The 20314-nt window shown below is 42.4% G+C and carries 13 protein-coding genes; 8 read left to right on the forward strand and 5 right to left on the reverse strand.

Annotated elements, in window-relative coordinates; genetic code table 11:
* Positions 1-153 precede the first annotated feature (153 nt).
* From GVO63_RS09445 to GVO63_RS09460, 4 genes are all read right to left on the reverse strand, one after another.
* On the reverse strand, positions 154-3186 hold the full coding sequence (locus tag GVO63_RS09445; RefSeq protein WP_159579379.1) for a sulfatase-like hydrolase/transferase: 3033 nt from the start codon (positions 3184-3186) through the stop codon (positions 154-156).
* Positions 3187-3417: 231 nt separating this feature from the next.
* Positions 3418-4941 carry a BNR-4 repeat-containing protein gene (locus GVO63_RS09450; protein ID WP_159493051.1) on the reverse strand — a complete coding sequence of 508 codons (1524 nt, stop codon included), beginning with the start codon at positions 4939-4941 and terminating at the stop codon, positions 3418-3420.
* Between the two features lie 109 nt (positions 4942-5050).
* On the reverse strand, positions 5051-6559 hold the full coding sequence (locus GVO63_RS09455; RefSeq protein WP_159579381.1) for a sulfatase-like hydrolase/transferase: 1509 nt from the start codon (positions 6557-6559) through the stop codon (positions 5051-5053).
* Positions 6559-7437 carry a sugar phosphate isomerase/epimerase gene (locus GVO63_RS09460; protein ID WP_159579383.1) on the reverse strand — a complete coding sequence of 293 codons (879 nt, stop codon included), beginning with the start codon at positions 7435-7437 and terminating at the stop codon, positions 6559-6561. Before GVO63_RS09460 ends, GVO63_RS09455 begins: the two co-directional genes overlap by 1 nt.
* A gap of 424 nt (positions 7438-7861) precedes the next feature.
* Between GVO63_RS09460 and GVO63_RS09465 the strand changes: the two genes are divergently transcribed.
* The 6 genes from GVO63_RS09465 to GVO63_RS09490 all read left to right on the forward strand — a co-directional run bounded on the left by GVO63_RS09465 (position 7862) and on the right by GVO63_RS09490 (position 14250).
* Positions 7862-8287, forward strand: a complete 426-nt coding sequence (locus tag GVO63_RS09465) for a gluconate 2-dehydrogenase subunit 3 family protein (RefSeq protein ID WP_159508738.1) — start codon at positions 7862-7864, stop codon at positions 8285-8287.
* A complete protein-coding gene (locus tag GVO63_RS09470; RefSeq protein WP_159579385.1) occupies positions 8284-10002 on the forward strand; it encodes a GMC oxidoreductase in 1719 nt (572 codons plus the stop codon). Before GVO63_RS09465 ends, GVO63_RS09470 begins: the two co-directional genes overlap by 4 nt.
* A gap of 9 nt (positions 10003-10011) precedes the next feature.
* Positions 10012-10836: a DUF1080 domain-containing protein gene (locus GVO63_RS09475; protein WP_159579387.1), complete on the forward strand. Its 825-nt coding sequence runs from the start codon at positions 10012-10014 to the stop codon at positions 10834-10836.
* Positions 10833-12020: a glycoside hydrolase family 105 protein gene (locus tag GVO63_RS09480; RefSeq protein WP_159579389.1), complete on the forward strand. Its 1188-nt coding sequence runs from the start codon at positions 10833-10835 to the stop codon at positions 12018-12020. Before GVO63_RS09475 ends, GVO63_RS09480 begins: the two co-directional genes overlap by 4 nt.
* A gap of 37 nt (positions 12021-12057) precedes the next feature.
* Positions 12058-13317, forward strand: coding sequence for a right-handed parallel beta-helix repeat-containing protein (locus GVO63_RS09485; RefSeq protein ID WP_159579391.1), 1260 nt, complete (start codon positions 12058-12060; stop codon positions 13315-13317).
* Positions 13318-13530: 213 nt separating this feature from the next.
* The gene (locus GVO63_RS09490; RefSeq protein WP_369008762.1) at positions 13531-14250 is read left to right on the forward strand and encodes a transporter substrate-binding domain-containing protein; all 720 of its coding nucleotides are present in this window, start codon (positions 13531-13533) and stop codon (positions 14248-14250) included.
* A gap of 206 nt (positions 14251-14456) precedes the next feature.
* Here GVO63_RS09490 and GVO63_RS09495 read toward each other — a convergent pair whose 3' ends face one another.
* Positions 14457-16259: a metallophosphoesterase gene (locus GVO63_RS09495; RefSeq protein ID WP_159493042.1), complete on the reverse strand. Its 1803-nt coding sequence runs from the start codon at positions 16257-16259 to the stop codon at positions 14457-14459.
* 197 nt (positions 16260-16456) lie between these two features.
* On the opposite strand from GVO63_RS09495, the gene GVO63_RS09500 reads away from it, so the two are divergent.
* On the forward strand, positions 16457-17530 hold the full coding sequence (locus GVO63_RS09500) for a Ca2+-dependent phosphoinositide-specific phospholipase C (RefSeq protein WP_159579393.1): 1074 nt from the start codon (positions 16457-16459) through the stop codon (positions 17528-17530).
* A gap of 4 nt (positions 17531-17534) precedes the next feature.
* Entirely contained in the window at positions 17535-20279 is a 2745-nt protein-coding gene (locus GVO63_RS09505; protein ID WP_159579395.1) for a TonB-dependent receptor, read from the forward strand.
* The last annotated feature ends 35 nt before the right edge of the window (positions 20280-20314 follow it).

The following is a 20314-nucleotide window of genomic DNA, read 5'->3' on the forward strand; positions in this document are numbered from 1 at the left end:
CATACCGTTAGTAACTAATCTATCTTTGCAGAATAAACAAAAACCCATCCAATTTCACCATTAACAATCACATTTAATCAAATTGAATCTTTTCGTTACAGCTTAGTTTGGCCAAGTCTCGCTCAAACATTGTTTTTATGCAGTTCGTAATTTTTATATTTCTTCCGATACCCACCGCACTTCATACTTCTGCACGGAAAATGAGGGTATTGACGCTTTGATTGAAACGGTCGATGCTTCGCCGCTTTCTTTTGTCGTTCCCTGTATCCAGTCATTCCATTTTAAAGAGGTGAGATTTCCATACTTCGCTCGCTGTTCGCGAAAAATATTTTGCCCCGTTTCGTTTAAAGCATCGCGCACAGATGCGGTAGGGTGAGCATCGGCTTTACGCCATCCGCCTTTACTTTCCATAAGCATGGCTTTAGGAAAATCATTCAAGAACTGCTGCTCAATATTAGTTTCGCCATCAATTTGCGCCACGCGATACTGGAACCTCGTGCCAGCGGGCTTGTCGACGCGAACACGAAGCTGAAGTAATTCAGGCGTTAGAGTATCCATGTTTTCGTTGTTAAAATTGAAGGCAAGTACGTCAATTCCTTCATCTGATTTTCTTTTCGTAAATATTCCGTTTACCGTGTTTCCAAAAGGCGGTTTAGAGACGCTCGAGGTATTTTCATATAGCGTGTTTCCCACCATTGAAAACAGTGCCAACTGTGTCATTGCCTCGGGACTGTATGACCCTTCTTGAACATTTCCCCACTGAAAAACTTCTTTAATGTTGTGGGTTAACATCATTTTAGCGAGCATGGCAAAAAACGCTGAATTGTGCGAAGTCGCGACACTAACAAACCCTGCACGCTTCATTTTCACAATGAATTTATACTCATGAATTTCAAAGCTAGCTGCTGGGTTATAATGCGGGTGGTCTACGATAGGTGCGATTTGGCTAGCATAAACCTTATCCATATCCATTTCATGAGGGTGGGTTATGTGTGGATAGTAGGAAATTGCTAGGAAATCATAGGGCACATTATTTTCTTTGGCCCAGGTGACGAAATGCGGTGCATAAGCCTTTTCTGTATTGCCTGTGTAATCAACATACCGGCTTTCATGAGAGGCTTCTCTGAAGTGAGCCCCTACTTTTACACTGGGAAGAACAGATTTAATTGCTGCTACTGTATTGCGATAATGTTCAAAAAACTCTTCACGAGTGGCCGCCCAGTGTTGCGGCCGAGTATCTATTTCAGAACCCACTCTGAATCGCCAGTTAAGCACTCTTTCTTTGCCATAACGTTCAGCAAGTTTAATTATAAACGCGCGTATATAACTATTCCATGCTGTCGCATCGTTTGGCGGTAGCCCGTTTCCATATACGCTCACTTTATCTTTCAATAAGTAGTTCTCTCCATCAGCCTCTTCAACAAATTTATAACCACGCTGAAACGCCCAAGGGGGATTGTCTAGTACAATCTGAAATATATCCCAGTCGCCATCTAACCAACTATCGAGTTTGGCGAATGCAGCCTCAAAGTTATAGACGTATTTCTCACCATCCCATAAGTAGGTATCGCCCGATAAATCTTGGTTAAACCAGCCACCTAACATTCTGACTGTATTCACCTTTGGCTTGCGGCCAAACGTTGCTGGTTTTGAATTTGGACTCCCCCTTTCCGTTCTCACAGCAACGTCGAAAAAATCATACACTTCGCCTATTTGTGAAAGATTATCCGTGAGATCCGCAGCCAACGTTACTGGTATATTCGTATTATTAACGTTTCGCTTTTGATAAAACGATGGCGCATTGAGAGGAAACTTTGCCTGCAGTAGTTCACGTAGCTTTGCTTCTATTTTTTGCAACGCTGGCTTTCCAGACTCATTGACCCTTGCAACATCAGATGCGATGTGATCATATAGTTCTGTAAACTTTATCTCCTGTGTCGCGGCATCTCGCCACTGTGTATATCGCCATTGTCCGTCTGTCACTGTAACACCCATTATCTTGCCTCGATTAAAGAGGCTATAGGCGGCATGCTTGAATGAATGGTTGGGGTTGTCTACAACAGACAGCATACTTTCCCCGTCCACTTCAGGCATAGTAAGACCTGCAGCTTCGGCGAGTGTCGGAAAAATATCGATATTTTCCACCAATGCATCAGAGGTTTTATTCGCTACTCGCGTAGTATGAGAAAATTCTCGACTAATAATCAGAGGCACCCGAGTATCTAGCTCCATGTTGGTATGCTTGTTCCACGCACCATACTCACCAAGCTTGTAACCATGGTCGCTCATCAACACAACCATGGTATTTTCTCGTAGGTCCATTTCTTCTAGAGCTTGCATTACTCTGCCCACTTGGGCGTCCATATAACTAACCGATGCGTAATATCCATGTATGAGCTTTTTGGTCAGTTCATCATCAACATTACCTTCTTTAGGGATGCCACCGTACATACGAAGTTCCCCCCAGTTCGTAAGTGCAAGGCGGTACATATTTTCAGGCTTATTTCGGCTTGGCACAGCAAATTCGTTGCTATTATACAAGTCCCAGTAACGCTTCGGAGCGTTAAAAGGAAGGTGAGGCTTACTGAGACCAACGAACATCAAAAACTTATCGTCTTTTAACCCTTTCAATGTATCTATGGCATCACTGGCCACTTTACCGTCTTTGTAAAAGTCGTCATCTACCTCGCCCGCTTCATACGCAAATCGCTTCTCTTTATTTCCATCAATGGCATAAAAGTTATCGAGCTTTTTGATATGAGTAGACCAGTTTTCTGCATCGTCTGTTGTACTGTGGTAAACCTTCCCAATACTAATGGTCTTGTACCCATTAGCCTTAAACAGCTGCGGCATCGACATCACATTAGGTTGATTGGGTCGAAGTCGACCATCTTGTCTAATGGTATACAGCCCTGTCGTTTGAGGTCGCAAACCTGTCATAATACTCACACGTGAAGGGCCACATATAGCCTGTTGTGCGTAGGCTCGGGTAAATTTCACCCCTTGACTTGCTAATTCGTCGATATTCGGGGTTTTTGCGAAAGGGTGATCATATGTGCCTAATTCAGGGCGTAAGTCATCGATAAGGAATACTAGTACGTTAACTGACCTTTCTGTTTCAGCGATACAAATAAAGGGAGAAAACAATAAGATTGCTGTGATAATTAGATAAAAACTTTGTTTCATCGATAATATTCCGCATTAGGAAAAGTTTTAGTCAACTACTGCTGACCTAGTTGAGCTTTTCGCTTATTGTTTTCAGATGTACTAGCCACAGATGAAAAAAACTCGCCATCGCAGTCTCATGTTCTCATATAGCCATCATGTTGTGCGACATTGAACATGGCGACCTCTTATGGAAAATGCTTAGCTCATTACATATGAACCAGTCAGGTAATAAGCCTAGAACGTGACACTCTACTCACCAGTATCTATTTTTCCTATTTCAAAATCATAAACATATATAGGGCTGGGCTTACCAATTGAGGCTGGTGCATGTTGCCAAATGACACTAGCTCTGCCCTCGTTCAATAAACTGAGATCCCATGTAATATACCCCCCCTCAATTTTGCTAGACTTACTATCTATGCTTGGCATTTCTACTTCATGCCACTTAGTAAAGTTATCGGTTCGATCAGAATAGTAAATCTCAGCACTTTCTCTACCGGCAAAAGCAAACAACCTATCTCCTAAAAACGTTAAGGTCACATTTGAAGCGGTAAAACCAGAAACTCGTTTCTGCCAGTTGCCGGATGTATCACGAACATAGTGATGGACACGGGCTGGGCCGTCTGGGGATATGTTATGACTAAGTAAAAGGTGGTAGTCACCTGTTTTCGTGTCTATGACGGAGTTGTGAGAAACATTTGAAGGCCTCAATGTTGTAGGCACATGGACAGCTTCTAATCCAGGCGTTTCAACAGATAACACCTCGCCTTTTCGGGTATCAGCTACTAGATTGCCCGCATTATTGTACCAAGTGAGCCCCTCATCATCGCTGTAGGTGTAGTAGATACCATGGTTACAATCAGAACCGTTAATCTTACCGGGGTTGCAATTGACAGGCCGTTCTCTAAATACCCAGCTAATGTGCATGCGACCATTGGCGTCAAATTTTGGTCCACCACCGGCTAAATAAGGCCCTCTTGTTGAAGGTTCTTTGTTGCCGTTCACATTTTGAATATACACCCCCTCGCTTGACGATATATTGCGAATGAACTGCCACGCGCTCTTCTTCGCATCATAAAGTGCAAGCTGCATTTCACCTTTTGCTGCCCCACCCTCCCGAAAATACATAAGTACATTACCGCTTTCTAACGAATAAAATTTTGGGTAAGTAACGCGCTCTACCGCGTCGTTAGGAAAACCGAGATTACGCTGAAACGTAAAAACTTCATCATTCCAATCTAGGGTTTCTGGGTGATCTGCGACTCCCGAAGCAGTACGTGCGTAGTTGATGCGATCTAAGTTGTGATGATCGAAGGAAATATGAATGGCGCCGTCGCCTTTTGATATCTCAATGGCTTGGCGGTTATGTGCGTCATCAGAAGTCAGTCGATATACCGGTAAGGTGGCGTGCTGCCAGTCGTGCCCTGTTACTTTTCTACGTGCGACGACAACTTCAGCAAAAAGGTCACCGTAACCTCCCCTGTCTTTTGCTGTGTAATAAATCACATATTGATAACCTTTATAGGTAACTGCTTGAGCCCCCATAACACCCGCAAAGAGAGGCTTACCATTTTGCGCACGATCTGAGCCATCTGAAGTATGAGATTTATCAACCAAAAGACTACTCCCCAACAAAATTGGCGTCGAGTGGAGAGACAACGAAGCTACGGAGGCCTGCGTATCTTGACGTGTTGAAGCTCCTTTATCATCCGCAAAAGAAGTGCAGCCAAATAGGTATGCAATTACCATAGCTAAAAGCAGCTTATTTTTCATGTTTCTATGTTCCATATTTTGTTCAATTGGAAGACCGTTGGTCTATCGACTCCGTAAATCTATTTAGTCAATATTTGACCGCTCAATTGCTTATAAGAAGCACCAAGCTTTAAGGGGTTTTAAAAGTCACTGGGGTGAAGCTCGTTGAAAGTGGGTCGTCCAAATCGAGCATTTTCTGTTTGATAGTGTCATCCAGCCTTTTCAACGTCATCTTTTCAGCAGGTGTCAATTCTCTCTCAAGCAGGTTGTCAGTCTCATGAGGATCGACAACTAAGTGATAAAACTCGTCTCGTCCTTTGTTTTTGAAATCTCGGACTAATTTGTATTGACCATCGCTGTACATTCTCATACCCGTGATTGACTGATGCAGCGTTGAATAAGCGGCAAAATAGTCAGTACTCACTACTAAATCTTCATCTTTTAACGCTTTGATTACACTTTGCCCTCTAATGACTGCTTCACTAGGTAAATCCAGTTTGGCGATATCCATAAGAGTAGGGAAGAAATCAAGATTTGATACGGTAGAGGCATTTTCTGTGCCTGCAGGCACCTTACCTGGCCAACGAACAATAAGAGGTACCTTAAGCACCGCATCATACAGATTTGGGCGCTGGCCTTTGGGTATGGTTTCAGTGCCTTTAGGTGGAGTGTTCAACAACCAAAAGCCATTGCCTTTATGCCAAATACCGTTCTGTCCAATAACGTATCCATGGTCAGACGTAAAAATGACGACAGTATTTTCAGATAGCCCCAGATCGTCTAAATGACCCAACAGTCTTCCGACATTTCTATCTACACCTTTAACAGAAGCTAAATATCCGCGTAATAACTTCTTAGCTCTTTCTGTATTTAGGTCCGGGTAATCAGGATGTATTAAATCTACATCTTTACTAATAGCATCTAAATCACTCTCTGAAACAGGCTCAAATGGATAGTGAGGTGCCCTATAGTGCAGTGATAAAGCAAACTTCCTGTGTTTATTCCTACTTAAAAAGTCCATGGCATGGTCAGTGAGAAGGTCCACGGTTAATCCCTCTTCATTTTTCGAAGCACCATTTACAAGAAGTTGAGGGTCTATGGGTGAAGTTCCGCCTCCTAGAAAGCCCGTAAACTCGTTGTAGCCAAAGTTTTGAGGGTGATGTTCAGGTTGCTTTCCTAAGTGCCACTTACCGATCAAGCCATTATAATAACCGTTTTCTTGCAATCTTTTCGGCCAGGAGTCCAGTTTTGCCGAAAGCCCTAAATCTAACTGGTGACCCGTGAGCGTCTTACTTTTAAGGTGGTCATTTATCCAATCGTCAATACCCACTTCAAAGCCATAGCGCGAGGTGAGTAAGCCTGCTCGGGAAGGACTACAAACTGGCGTGGTGGTATAAGCATTTGGAAACGACATTCCTTGTTCTGCTAACGCATTCAGGTTAGGCGTAACAGCATTAGGGCTTTTGCCTCCTATGGCCCATGGAGCTTGGTCGTCTGTATATATGAAAAGAATGTTAGGCGGTTCGCTTTCACCGATCTTTTTGACTACATTCGACACGTCATCTAAGGCGTTTACTTGTTGAGTAAAAGTAATAAGGTAAAAGCTTGCCAGTAACGCAATACGGAATACGGTTAACATTACTCGCACTCCTCTTTAAGAGAAGTAATAACTTTATCAATACCGGCTTTAGATGCCGCTAGTGCTTGAATAGGACTAAGGTTATCTGGAAACTCTTCTTGCTCTATGACGAACCAGCGTGTACCTCCAATAGAAAGGCCATTTTTCACTAGCTGATACCAATCGTATCCATCTCTACCGATTATTGGTGATTTATCTTCTCCATCGTGAGTTCGAACTTTAAGATGCGTCGAGGCAATTCGACCAGCATACCTTCTGAACTGCTCAATGCTATCTGCGCCGGCATAATTTGCCCAACCTACATCTAGTTGGAGAGCAAGCATTTTGTTTGTATTTGAAGCCAAATAATCCCAGAAAGTTGACGACCCAAACACCTTAAACTCTTTTGCATGATTGTGGTAACCGAGTGTCATTCCATATTTTTGTACTTTCGCGGTAAGAAAATTTAGTTCGTCAATTAAATAATTGATATCGTCAACAGTATCCACTCGGGGATCATGAGGTACAATAACAAGCTTCGCTCCTATGTCTTTAAAAAACTGTAAATTGCTATTTCCTACGTCACCGCGCAATTGTGATAATCCAGCATGAACACCACTAACCTCAAGCGATAGATTATCTAGGTACAATTTGAGACCTTTCGGATCTTTTTTGAATTTTCCGTAGCGCCCTGCAAACTCAACAGCGTCAAAACCTGCATTCTTCAATTCAACTAGCGTTCCTTCAAAATCTTGTTCAATTAGTTGTCGTACTGAGTGAAGCTGGACACTAACAACATTGTTGTTCAATACGCCACAAATACGTTCGCTTGCATGGGCAGAAACAACGACACCGCTTACCAAAAAAAAGAATATTACAAAGGAAAAAACGCTTCTCATTACACAAACAACTTATATGACCTATTTTGACTATAAAAGCACATAATAGACATGTAGACAATCTTGTCGCAACCTAAAAATTAACAGAGCCAAACTAAAAAACTCAAAAAATAAATATATATATCTATTTTAATTGGAATTAATTATTTTATTACCATTTCACAACACACAAAGTGCAGCGATGAAAATTTACATTAATTTGATTTTTTGTGAACATTTATGATTGTTAATGAGCATTAATGAATGTATCTTCATATAGACTAACTTAAGCTTGTTGGCGGTGAAAAAAGTGAAGATAAATAGACGGGTATTTTTGGGTTCAATGCTTTATGTTGTCTCAACTGCGGTTCTTCCAACCGAACTAAAGAACACATTAAAGCTTACCATTTTCAAGTCAGATGCATCTTTTTTTAATGCGGAGCAAATGACATTAGTTCATGACATCGCTGACATCATAATACCTACAACTAGTACCCCAGGCGCATCGGACTCTCATTCGGCACAAGTACTCGATGAACTCATGGTGTCTTGGGCATCTAAATCTACTCAGCAACAGATTACCTCCTTTCTAGCTCAGCTAAATGAAAAAGCGCACAGCATAAGCGGCCAAGAGTATTTGCTCATGCCAAGAGAAAATCGCCTAGCCTTTTTAACCGAAATAGACCGAGATGCTTTTAAAAAGACAACGTCGCCGTTTTTAGTTGCTTATAAACGCTTTAAAGAGCTGATTTTTCATATTCATTACACGTCGAAAGAAGCGAATACAAATTTCATTTTAGTCCCCGGAGGTTACAAAGGAAATTTAAATTGGGACGAGTTGCAAGCAATACATAAGAGGCAATACCTATGAATGAAGAATTCGATGTCATCGTTGTTGGTTCAGGAATAACCGGCGGCTGGGCTGCCAAGGAATTCTGTGAAAAAGGGTTTAAAACACTTATCATTGAACGTGGGCGTAACGTCGAGCATAGAGGTCCTGAATATAAAGATTTTGAAGCTCCGTGGGAGCTTCAAAACAGGGGGATGCCAGAGGAAGAACTTGCCGAAGACGGGCATTACTCAACCTTAAGGAAAAAGGGACATCTATATAGAACAGATGCGCTTCACTTCTTCACTGACGATAAAGAGAGTCCATATAGCTTTCCTGAAAACAAACCGTTCATGTGGGTCAGAGGACATCAATTAGGAGGGCGCTCTCTCACGTGGGGAAGGCAAGTATTGCGTTGGAGCAAAAAAGATTTTCAAGCAAACGCAAATGACGGACACGGAATACCTTGGCCTATTGATTACGAAGATCTAGCCCCTTGGTATAGCTATGTCGAAACGTTTATCGGCGTCGCTGCTAACAGGGATGGACTTGAAACATTACCTGATGGTGAATTTCAGCCACCATGGGAGATGAGCTATGCCGAACGTTTCATTTCAGAAAATTTAGCGAAACGATATAAAGATAGGCATCTGATTATAGGGCGGTCAGCAAACATTACCCTGCCAACAGAAGAACAGTTGAAGCTAGGCAGAGGGAAATGTTTAGCTCGTTCATATTGTCGTAGAGGCTGTTCATTTGGCGCCTATTTCAGTACACAATCAGCAACCTTACCCGCCGCGCACAAGACTGGGAACCTAACAGTCGTCACTGACGCCATAGTTGAACGTGTTGACTATGATGAAAAAAACAAACGCGCTACTGGAGTGACCGTCATTGATGCAAATGCTCTGAAAAGAAGGCAGTACAAAGGCCGAGCCATTTTCATGTGCGCATCTGCGTTGGGAACTGTGCAAATTCTATTGAACTCAAAATCAGTGTCATTCCCTAATGGCATTGCAAACTCCTCAGGCGCGTTAGGCCACTACATTATGAGCCACTTTACGGGTGTTGTCGCAAGTGGAGATGTTCAAGTGAAAGAAGATAAGTTTGCATTCGGACGACGGCCTATAGCAACGTATATCCCCAATTATCGTCATGACAAACTCGCCGATGCTGATTTTGTGAGAGGATTTGGTTTTCAAACCACGGCCCAGCATAGATCTTCAATTAGCCCACCAGCAAAACGTGCAGGCATAGGTATTGAAGAAAAAGAAAACGCCGGTAAAGCCGGACCATGGCGGTTTAGCGCCTTTATGTACGGCGAAATACTACCCTATTTCGACAATTTGGCTACATTACATCCAACCAGTAAAGATAAATGGGGTATGCCGATACTACATATCGATGCAGAAGTGAAAGAAAACGAGCGAAAAATGATCAGGCAAGCTGCGAAGGATATCGAAGAAATGCTTGAAGCAGGTGGATGTTCTAATATCGTCGTAAACACCACCCCTGATAGCAAGCACATACCGCTTGGCAAACAAATTCACGAAATGGGCGGAGCTTGCATGGGCAGCGACCCAAGAACCTCTGTACTAAATGAATGGAACCAAGCTCACGATGTGGCGAACTTATTTGTTACGGATGGAGCTTGTATGTCTTCGAGCGCAACTCAAAACCCTTCACTAACCTATATGGCTATTACTGCAAGAGCCGCCAATTACGCCGCCAACCTTTTAAAGAAAGGTCTAATGTGAGCATACACAATGAAGAGGTTATATAGCTTACATGGAAAAACGTGCGTAATTCTAATCGGCTTGCTTGCTTCAGCTGAACTTTGCGCGAGTGTTCTTTCCCCTCAACCGAAAGCTCAGTGGTTCCCAATTTTTAACGGGAAAAATTTAGAGGGTTGGACACCCAAGTTTGCTGGCTATGAGTTAGGCGTCAATTACAAAAACACATTTCGCGTCCAAGATGGTTATCTCACAACGAACTACGACCAATATGATGAGTTCAACTTCGAATTCGGACACTTATTTTATCAAACGCCCTATTCGCATTATAAGTTGCGGGCAACGTACCGATTTCTCGAGCAGCAGCTACCAGGCTATAAAAACGCATGGAAAAATAACGGCTTCATGATCCACGCTCAGCCTCCCTCATCCATGAGTAAAGAACAACGTTTCCCCGTAAGTTTGGAAGTTCAGCTATTAGGAGCTAATCAGGACACCGATAGTCGACCCACAGGTAACGTGTGCACGCCTGGCAGTCATATTAATATCGGTAGTGAAAAAATTACCAAACATTGCGTTTTATCTGATTCAGCGACACTTCCAGGCGAACAATGGGTAGATGTTGAGATTACAGTTCGAGGTAGTGAGCAGATAACCCATACAGTTAATGGAAAAGAAGTTCTTACGTACAGTAATCCCACTTTGGACGAAAAACATCAAAACCTTTCATCGCTATATGGTAGCGCTACCATGCAAAGCGGCTTCATAGCCATTCAAGCAGAAAACAGTACCGTACAATTCAAAAGCATCGAAATTATGCCCTTAAGCTATGTTCAATCTGAAAAGGAAGATCAATGAAATCCCTACTTAACGTGCTAAGAAAGCCTCGAAGAAAAATAGCTATTCTCACAATTTCATTCCTTCCAATGTTTGCCGTTGCATCGAGCAACAATGCTCCTCAGTTGCCAACACAAGAACATGTGATGGCACAAATGGAAAAAGTCGCAAATTGGCAAGTTGCGCGCACTCAATACATGAATCATGTCGGTCGTGCTAGAGCTGGTTCTGAAGCATATGGAAGGTGGATCCAAGGCGCCTTCTATAAAGGTCTTACCAAACTTGCTGAACGGTCAGATAATCCTTTTTACGAAACGTGGATTGGGTATGTCGGTAATGCTCACAACTGGAAAATGGGTAAAGTTAAATATTTCGCCGATGACCATGTTATTGGGCAAACCAACCTTTGGTATTACCGGAGACATAAAAATGAAGAAGCGCTTGCGCCAGTAAAGGAAACGTTTGATTGGCTGATTGAGCAAGCTCCAGATAATAGCCTCGAATTCGTCGCTGGCAGAAATGAAGATAACATACACAACTGCCAATGGAGATGGTGCTGGGCTGACGCATTATTTATGGGACCGCCTGTACTGTTCGAACTTTCTGCTATTACAGGCGACTCCAAATATGCTGATTATGCTCACAAAGAGTTCCAAGCAACCATCGACTATCTACAGGACCCGAAATCAAAATTACTTTTTCGGGATTCTCGTTACTTCGATAAAAAAGGTAAGTTTAGTGAACAAGTTTTCTGGTCTAGAGGTATGGGATGGGTATACGCAGGCGTAGTACATGTATTAGAAAACCTACCCCGAGACCATCAATATCGTTCTTATTATGAGTCACTCTACCATGAGCTCACATTAGCAATCGTTAAACTGCAAAAGGAGGATGGCGCTTGGCCTATGTCACTGCTAGCAGGAGAGAAATATGTCGAGCCAGAAACCAGTGGCACTGCCTTTTTCACATACGGCATTACATGGGGCATTAATAACGAGCTACTAGACAAAAATACATATCTACCTAGCGCAATAAAAGGATGGCAAGTGCTTTCGTCAGCCGTACATCCTGATGGTAAATTCGGATGGGTACAGGGAGTAAATGAAAAGCCTGATGTAGTAACAAAAGATGACTCCCAGCTATTTGGCGTCGGCGCATTTTTGCTTGCCGGAAGCGCTATGTTTGATCTCTTAGAGGCTCAATAGTGTTTGTCTATTTTGGTGTAAAAACCAGGAGCTCGATGTGAAAGCAAACATAAAAATCTCGTTACGACTATTAACTGCGTGCGGCGCTATGCTGTTTGCAGGTCAGGGGCTCGCCGCAGATTGCAGCAGCAACCCAGTTAATCCGAAAGGAAAAGCGTCCAAACTTCAAGATGCATTGCAACAAGCTACAAACACTGGAATTCCTCTTAGACTAACCGGAACCTACTATATCGGTACTGATAAAGACACAACAGATGCAAAAACGGTACTAAAAGGTATTGATGTAACATTGCGAAAAGACCTATTAGTAGATGCTACAGGTGCTCGTTTTATTGCAAAAGCTGATTTGGATGGCGACTTGTTTAGCTTCGACACTAAAAATGATGATAACGTTTGTGGAAATAAAGGACAGCTCGCAAACTTTAAATGGAAAGGTGGGGACTTTGATATGTCTCGCGCAAAGGTATCTACGGTTGTTCCTATCACACGCTTAACCCCCTATGGACGTGAGGGTGAAGACAAAACTGCCGATGCGCTTTCTATCCGTGGTGTTGTAAATACAACCAACTATCATAAGTTAAATGACCTCATTATCGAGTATGTTAACTTTTATGGAACACGTAATGGTAGCGAGCCGTTCTACGAAGCTGGCGGTGACAGTGGCATTTTAATGACAGGCGCACTTAAAGCGACCATAAGGTATAACAATTTTTATGGCGTTCGCGATGCTGCGGTTTACCTATCTGCCGGCGGGAACAACGGACAGTTTGGCGATCACTTCACTATTCATAACAATTATGTAGAGCGCGCGTTTGATGGCTTTACCTCAAAAAGGGGCGCTGACAATATAGTTATGCGCAACAACGTACTGAAAGATGTCGTTGTTGGTCTTAGCACAAAAAGCGTTTATCCAGGCTGGCAAGCTACAAACGTGAAGATTCTAAATAACACTATCGATAACGCCATGCGCGCAATCAGCCTTGAAACAACTAACAATGTGACGGTCGAGGACAACGAAATACATAAACTTGGCGATGTTGTTGCAGGCCAAACTTCAACTAGTAAGGCTAATTTCAATGCTTATGGTGACGCTTTTGAAGGCATTTCGCTAAATGGCGTTCAAGGAACAAACACTATAAAAAATAATAAAATAAGAGGCGTTACCAATAGTTCGAGAGAAAGCGCCACTGCTACATGGGGTATTGTACATCGCAGCTATGAAGGTCGAGATACTGAAAACATCAATAAAACCAACAATGCATTTTCAAATTTAGACAAATGGAGCAAAAACCTTTAATTGCTCATTACTACACTTTCTGTAACCAGCAAAATATAGAAACCCAATTAGGTTGATGATGGATAGTTGGGATTGACGAGACATTCACATTACAGTGTATAAATATGTAAAGGCCATGCAAGGTGACCGCATTATTCAATTAAAGAATTATTGCACTTTGTTTGCGCTTGTAGCTATATTTGGATACTTTTATTTGTCTTTAGTGTTAGATTAATGATTACGGTTCTCAACCTACGTACCCTGTCCATTTTGGTGCTTATTTTCGTAAGCACATCTAGCTTAGCCCAATCCTCCGTGCCGACGATCAAATTTGCATGTTCTGATATACCAAAGCACATTGAAAATTATTTTCGACAAGTTTATTCGAACGCCTTCGCGGAGTTAGGTATGGATTTCGAGATTGTTAATCTAGGCTTAGCCAGGGCAATGCAGGAGGCTGCCAAGGGACGGGTTGATGGTTTATGCGGTAAAATAAGCAGTTTGAGTGAAATGAACATCTCGTCAGACCTAACAAAGATCCATGTACCGGTTTTAACCTCAGATATCGCTCTTTGGAGTCTCGCAAAAAATGTTCATAAAATCGAACAATTGGGTCATCTAAACCATAATTTAATAACTGCTCATCAACGCGGCTCCTTGGCTAGCGAATACTACGTAAAACAATTAGATATAAAGAATGTATTAACGACCTGGTCTAAATTCGACGCATTAGAACTTTTGTTGAAAGAGAGAGTCGACATGATTGTTTCGGGTGAGCATTTTGTTAAACAACATAATAGCGTTGCGAATCAGGAAGTTTTGAAGAGAGTTGCGGAGCCTTTCACAATAGCTTTTTATCCCTACTTACATAAAAAACATGCTCTCGCATCTGAGAAGTTTGAAAACGCTTTACGAGCCTCAATTGAAAAATATAACTACTTATTAGATATTTAGCGATTGCCTTTGACTATGGAGACACCTACATAAGACATAGCCTCGGTTTAAGTCGATCCCCCTTGAAAAGCCCATTATTTGCAAGCTAAGTTCAATTCTGCAAACACCAATACCGTAGCTTTCCTCCAAACAAATCTTTGCAGCTATATTGAGTCGTTCGTATTTGACAACTTACATTCAGCATTCAATTTTGTTTGACTATTTAATCATAACACAATACTTACGGAAGCCTTGTCCTGACGCGATGCCAATATAGTGTTACTAATTAAGACTAGTGCTTTTTTGAGATCGTTGCTGCCGTCTGAGTTTTGTAAGGTTCCGTTAAAAGCTCGGTCTTTTAAGCAAAGCGAAAGTTGGCCATAGAAGTTAAGGGGTAAAGCTAAACGGGCAAAACTTCCCGCATTTCTTGCTCTGTAGAAATCTATAACGAGGTTCGTTGCATTAAGCTCACTACTATTTTCCATACTCTTGAAACTTGGAGCGCAATGGCAGAGGTCAACGATCTCTTTTACCGTATTCGACGAGAGTTGCTCTACTATGTCTGAAGGCCACTCATCTAAATATCGACCGTTGACCACTTGCTGTAAATGCTGGTCGGTGAAATCCAAATAATTTTTTGACGACAAAATACTGTTGTCCCAAGTGGCTTGCTGACTTCTATGAAGAAAGTCCCACTCCTTTTCGTAAATCGAAAACCATTTTGAAAAATTCTTAACCTCACGAACGATCACTGTCTCTATTAGTGAATGCCCCTCTGTATTGATCGTCACAATTGAATAGCCAGGCTGGTAAGCAGCCAAAGATGGCACCTGAACATTGGTTAAACCGTGCTTTGAAGATTGGCTCACATCAAAAAGGTGCATGTGACCACCAAGATGCAGTTTCAAACCTGTTGCCGCTAGCACAGCTGTAGTATTTTCACTTGGTTGACGTGACATTTGCAGTGAATTTTCGCCAAGTAGTTCAGCTATACTTTGTGTGTGTTGGTCTGAGAATTCAGCCATAGGAAAATGGCTAAAACTGACTAATTTTTTGTTCTGCTTTTTAGCGCGCACAACAACATCTTTAATCCAATCTAACAGTTTTGGCTTGTACTTTACTAGCGCATTGTAGCCAGCATTGCTCGACCCATAAAACTGCTTGTCCTTCAGGCTACCTTTCGGCCTGTAAACATTGGCATCTATCGCCAAGAGCCAAAGGCCTTGCACTGGCTCTACCAAATAGCTCATATCAGGCATGTCCACACAAAATTCTTCCGTGTCACACCATCGCCAGTGGCGCTCATCTAAATCCACTGTATTAAATGGCGTTTCGAACAACTTGTCTGCAGGCGAAGGTAAAAAACCATGTTCAGATAGTGATTGTGCAATCTCTTTATACCCCCACTCTTTCAGTAGATCTGAGCAAAAATCACTTCTCCCAGACATACACTCTTGATGTGATGGGCTCATAACACTGATTTCTGCACCTTCACGGTTTATAAAGTCGCGTTTACCACCTGGTTGCGTGAAAGGCCTGACTGGGTCGTGGTTTCCGTTGATAGCGAAAAACCGCAGTCCGTACTTATGTCGGTATTCGTCTAGTATTTCCTTTAATGCATGGATGTTTACTGGCTGACCGTCGTCTGTAAAATCACCCGGTAACGCTACTAACTTGATATTTCTTTCTACTACATCATCAAGCGCTTCTTTAAACACCATAATATTTTCATTAAACAGTCGAGTAGAACCCAATTGAGCCCGCATACTTCTCAGTAATATTGGAGCGTGGCTTACAGGGTCTTTTGGCAAGGCATTTTTGGGAAGCCTTGCTGCAGCTGCTTCAGGTGCGTGAAGATGGATATCTGCTATGAAGGCGATTTTTAACTGCGGAATTTCGTTTTGGGCAACGGTACTAGTAGAAATAAGTGAAAAGGAGTAACAAATAACTAGCAACGCGCCAGACATTACATTCAATATGCTAGCGTCACATACTCTTATTTCTTTCGCTCTCTTTTCATTTTTACCCACAACGCAGTCCTTTTCAGCAAGTCACTAATAGTAATAACAGCGCTTCGCACTCAGTGGGGACAGTGGTTCACAAAAACTAATTTAAAACGTTTTGGAGTATGACACTTTTGTGAAGTTTAGCGCTTCGCAAAAATTTCCTGTCCCCTTTTGCAAACAACACCGCTCTACCCTTAAAAATAGTCTTTGAATGTGTACCTATGCGTTATTTCTTACTTTCTTTAACTCTGGTTTTTAGCGCTATATCTTGCGCGAAATCACTGAACCAGTATCAAATTATTGGTTCTCACAATAGCTACAAAAAGGCGCTACCACCAGAGGCAGAGCAATTCTTAGCAGGTACGTCACCTGAACTTTTAAAGAAGATTTCTTATAGTCATCCCTCGCTTCAAGAACAGTTGAATTTAGGAATTCGCCAAATTGAAATTGATGTGGTTAACGATCCGAATGGACATCAATATGACACACCAGAAATAGAAACGCTTTCCAATAGCAACTGGTTTACAAAGAGCGAACGTCAAGTGTTGGCAGAACCTGGGTTTAAGGTTCTACATATTCCACACGTCGATGTAATGACGCACTGTTCGACCCTGCAGCTTTGTGCAAGGCAACTTCTAGAATGGTCAGAAGCGAACCCTAACCATTTCCCCATTACCGTTCTTTTGAATGCGAAAGAATCTCAGCCAACGTTTGTAAATAAGGCGGCTCCCGTCGCTTTTTCCTTTTCAGACTACAAACGATTAGACAACGAAATTGCGCGTTTATTTGGGAGTAAGTTAATTACGCCAGATCGCGTTCGGGGTAGTTACCACACATTAAGGGCAGCAATAGCTGAGACTGGCTGGCCAAGTGTTGAGGCACTTCGAGGTAAGTTCTTATTTTTATTCGATGCTAATGAAGAGCAAAAACAGATATATCTTCAACAGGGTTCAACCCTTCAAAAGAAAAGCATGTTTCTCTCTGTACCCAGAAATTCCGACGCTGCTGCAATATTCATTCGAAATGATCCAGTTAAAAATCAACAAGAAATTCAAGCGCTAGTCAAAGATGGCTTTCTAGTGAGAACACGCGCAGATGCTGATTTATCGGCTACGACAGAAAGTTTGCGAGAGCAAAAAGATGCGGCTTTTGCCAGTGGGGCTCAGTTCATCTCAAGCGATTTCTATAATCAGTCTCCTCAATCCACTAATCGCAGTTATTCAGTGTCTTTCGAGAATGATTGCTTGAAAAGATTTAACGCTGTTACACATCAGAATTTAATCAATAAAAGGTAAACCCATGCATACTAACTTCAAAAAAACACTCTTAGCTACAGCTGTCCTATCAGCCACCTACATGACGCAATTTACTGCTCAAGCACAGCAGACTGAAGATGAAATGATAGAACAAATTGTAGTGAGTGGTTTTCGTGGCTCGCTGATAAAAGCTAAAGATTTAAAAAAAGATGCGCTAGGCTCGCAAGACTCAATCCTCGCTGAAGATATTGCTGACTTCCCGAGCCTCAATTTAGCGGAATCTATTCAGAGAATACCAGGCGTAACCATAACCCGTGAAGCGGGCGAAGGTAGACAAATATCTCTACGGGGCCTAAACGCAGATTTTACTCAAGTGCAATTAAACGGCATGGAAGCACTGGGAACATCCTCATCTGCAATGGATAGTAGAGGTACAACTAACCTATCTCGCTCTTTCGACTTTAACATTTTTGCGTCCGAGCTATTTAACCAAATTGACGTTCAGAAGAGTTATTCTGCAGAAATGGATGAAGGCGGCATAGGCGGCACCGTCAAGCTCTATACCGCAAAGCCATTTGATTATGATGGCTTCAAAAGTGTAATTAGTGCGCAAGCAGGCGATAATTCGTTAACCGACGACGTAGCCCCGAGAGTCGCAGCCTTAGTTTCAAACACATGGGGTGATTTTGGCGCTCTTGTCTCACTAGCACTTAGCAAGCGTGATACGGCTGAACAAGGTTATAACACCTATCGTTGGCGACCTCGCAACGCCCAAGGCTCAGACATATCTTTACTATCACAAGCAGATCAAGATGCTGTAAATAGCGGCAATCTGCGTTTCTCACGAGGCAGTAGATACTCCCAATTTAATAGTGAACAAACTAGGGTTGGCGCTACATTAGCGCTCCAATACAGACCGTCTGATGCATTTTCACTTGGTCTTGATGCACTATACGGCACACTAGATAACGATCGCGGAGAGTTTCACTTACAAAGCAGAGGTTCTAGTTCTACCGCACTTGGCTGCACGGGTGCAGATTATGACGGTGCGCGTAATTTTTGTTCTAGGTTAACTGACATAGAATATAACCAAAACAACGAAGTTATATATTCGTCGTGGGAAAATACCGCGCTACACTCAGAAAGTCGCGATCAACAAGCAAAGACAGACATTTCACAGTTGGTGTTGAGCACTCAGTGGCGTGTGACCGATGCACTCACAATTTCAGGCCTACTCGGCCATATGCAAAGTGAATACGAAAGTAATAGTGCAAAAGTCTACTTAGAATCTTTCGCGGATATGACCATAGATTTCAGAGAAGACCGCTTTTACGGTACCAATTCTTACATCAACGGATTTGATCCAACAGATATCAATGAGTTCCGTTATCACGAGATAGACCTTCAAGAGGACGAAGTAGAAAATAGCTTTGATATCGCTAAGCTTGATGCGGATTACTTGCTGTCTGATAACGCTTCTTTGAAACTTGGTGGCTCATTTAAAAAGTTCGAACACAGCAACAACAGAGAACAAGTCGGCAATGCATTAAGGAGTGAATGGCAAAGTGGCGAAGTAAGCGATGTGATTAATCCTGAATTTATTTATGTAAACTCAATTCACAAGAAACAAGATTGGCTAAGTACTGACGTTGGGGCTGTACTCAATGCGTTCGATGTTGAGCGCGACATCATGTATAGCGATGCGCCTAATGAAGTGGTAGAGGAGACCATGGCGCTATACGCAACATATGAATATGACTTTCTATTGCCTGATTCTGAGCTAAGAACTAGTATTGGTTTACGCTATTTTGATACCGACATTCAATCGAGTGGCATAGTAAATGGTAGCGAATACGTAACTGTAGAGAGGGACTATGATGGACTGTTGCCCACGCTAAATGTTGCATGGTATGCCACTGAGAGCCTTGTGTTAAGAGCGAGCGCTGGGAAAAACGTGACGCGACCTACACTGGGAAGCTTATCTGTATCAGGTACGGTAAATACTGACCCATTATTTGGTTCAAGTGGTTTAAGTATCAATGCGGGTAATCCTGGTCTTCAGCCCTTTGAAACGATTAATATGGAAGCAAGTGTTGAGTACTACTTTGATGAAGTCGGTTATGCCTCTATCACTTACTTCCAAAAAGAGATTGATAATTTTATCGCTACTAATGTATCTCCAATAGCCTATGGTGATACAGGATATCCGCTTTCGTTAATTGAAGGCATGGTAGACGAAAATGGAAATGCGCAAACGCCAGATACACTGTACACCTTCTCACAGCCTCAGAATCTAGCAGAAAGCGACTTTTCAGGCTGGGAAATAGCGTTCCAGCGTGATTTCGATTTTCTGCCAGCACCGTTCGATAATCTTGGCGCTATTGTTAACTATACCTATTCTGATGGCGAGTCTTTACACAATATTTTAGTCGATGGTGAAAGCGTGGAGGTTTACCGCCCCTTTTATGGTTTGTCTGAGAATATCTACAATGCAACGGTGTATTACGAGACTGATAATTGGGGAATGCGCGTTTCTGCAGCCTATCGTGATGATTACCTAACGCAGGTTGAAACGTCGAGCAGTGACCAAGATGAGGCGGGCTTTCACGGCACCACTTACTGGGACTTCTCAGCATTTTACAATGTAAATGATAACCTCAAGGTGACACTCGAAGGAATCAACCTTTCTGATGAGCGCGAAGAGCAATACAGCGATTCGGATGACCGTTTGTACAACACAACGGTAAGTGGAAGAACCTTTTACTTAGGTTTTACTTATTCAATGTAAATAGATGTGCTCGAAGGGCCCATAACAATGAGCCC

It is taken from the genome of Alteromonas sp. KUL106 (assembly GCF_009811415.1).
In the GTDB taxonomy this organism is placed as follows: Bacteria; Pseudomonadota; Gammaproteobacteria; order Enterobacterales; family Alteromonadaceae; genus Alteromonas.

Coding starts and splice junctions, on each gene's coding strand:
- GVO63_RS09445 (WP_159579379.1), bottom strand. CDS start 3,186: ATGAAACAAAGTTTTTATCTAATTATCACAGCAATCTTATTGTTTTCT.
- GVO63_RS09450 (WP_159493051.1), bottom strand. CDS start 4,941: ATGAAAAATAAGCTGCTTTTAGCTATGGTAATTGCATACCTATTTGGC.
- GVO63_RS09455 (WP_159579381.1), bottom strand. CDS start 6,559: ATGTTAACCGTATTCCGTATTGCGTTACTGGCAAGCTTTTACCTTATT.
- GVO63_RS09460 (WP_159579383.1), bottom strand. CDS start 7,437: ATGAGAAGCGTTTTTTCCTTTGTAATATTCTTTTTTTTGGTAAGCGGT.
- GVO63_RS09465 (WP_159508738.1), top strand. CDS start 7,862: ATGACATTAGTTCATGACATCGCTGACATCATAATACCTACAACTAGT.
- GVO63_RS09470 (WP_159579385.1), top strand. CDS start 8,284: ATGAATGAAGAATTCGATGTCATCGTTGTTGGTTCAGGAATAACCGGC.
- GVO63_RS09475 (WP_159579387.1), top strand. CDS start 10,012: ATGAAGAGGTTATATAGCTTACATGGAAAAACGTGCGTAATTCTAATC.
- GVO63_RS09480 (WP_159579389.1), top strand. CDS start 10,833: ATGAAATCCCTACTTAACGTGCTAAGAAAGCCTCGAAGAAAAATAGCT.
- GVO63_RS09490 (WP_369008762.1), top strand. CDS start 13,531: ATGATTACGGTTCTCAACCTACGTACCCTGTCCATTTTGGTGCTTATT.
- GVO63_RS09500 (WP_159579393.1), top strand. CDS start 16,457: ATGCGTTATTTCTTACTTTCTTTAACTCTGGTTTTTAGCGCTATATCT.
- GVO63_RS09505 (WP_159579395.1), top strand. CDS start 17,535: ATGCATACTAACTTCAAAAAAACACTCTTAGCTACAGCTGTCCTATCA.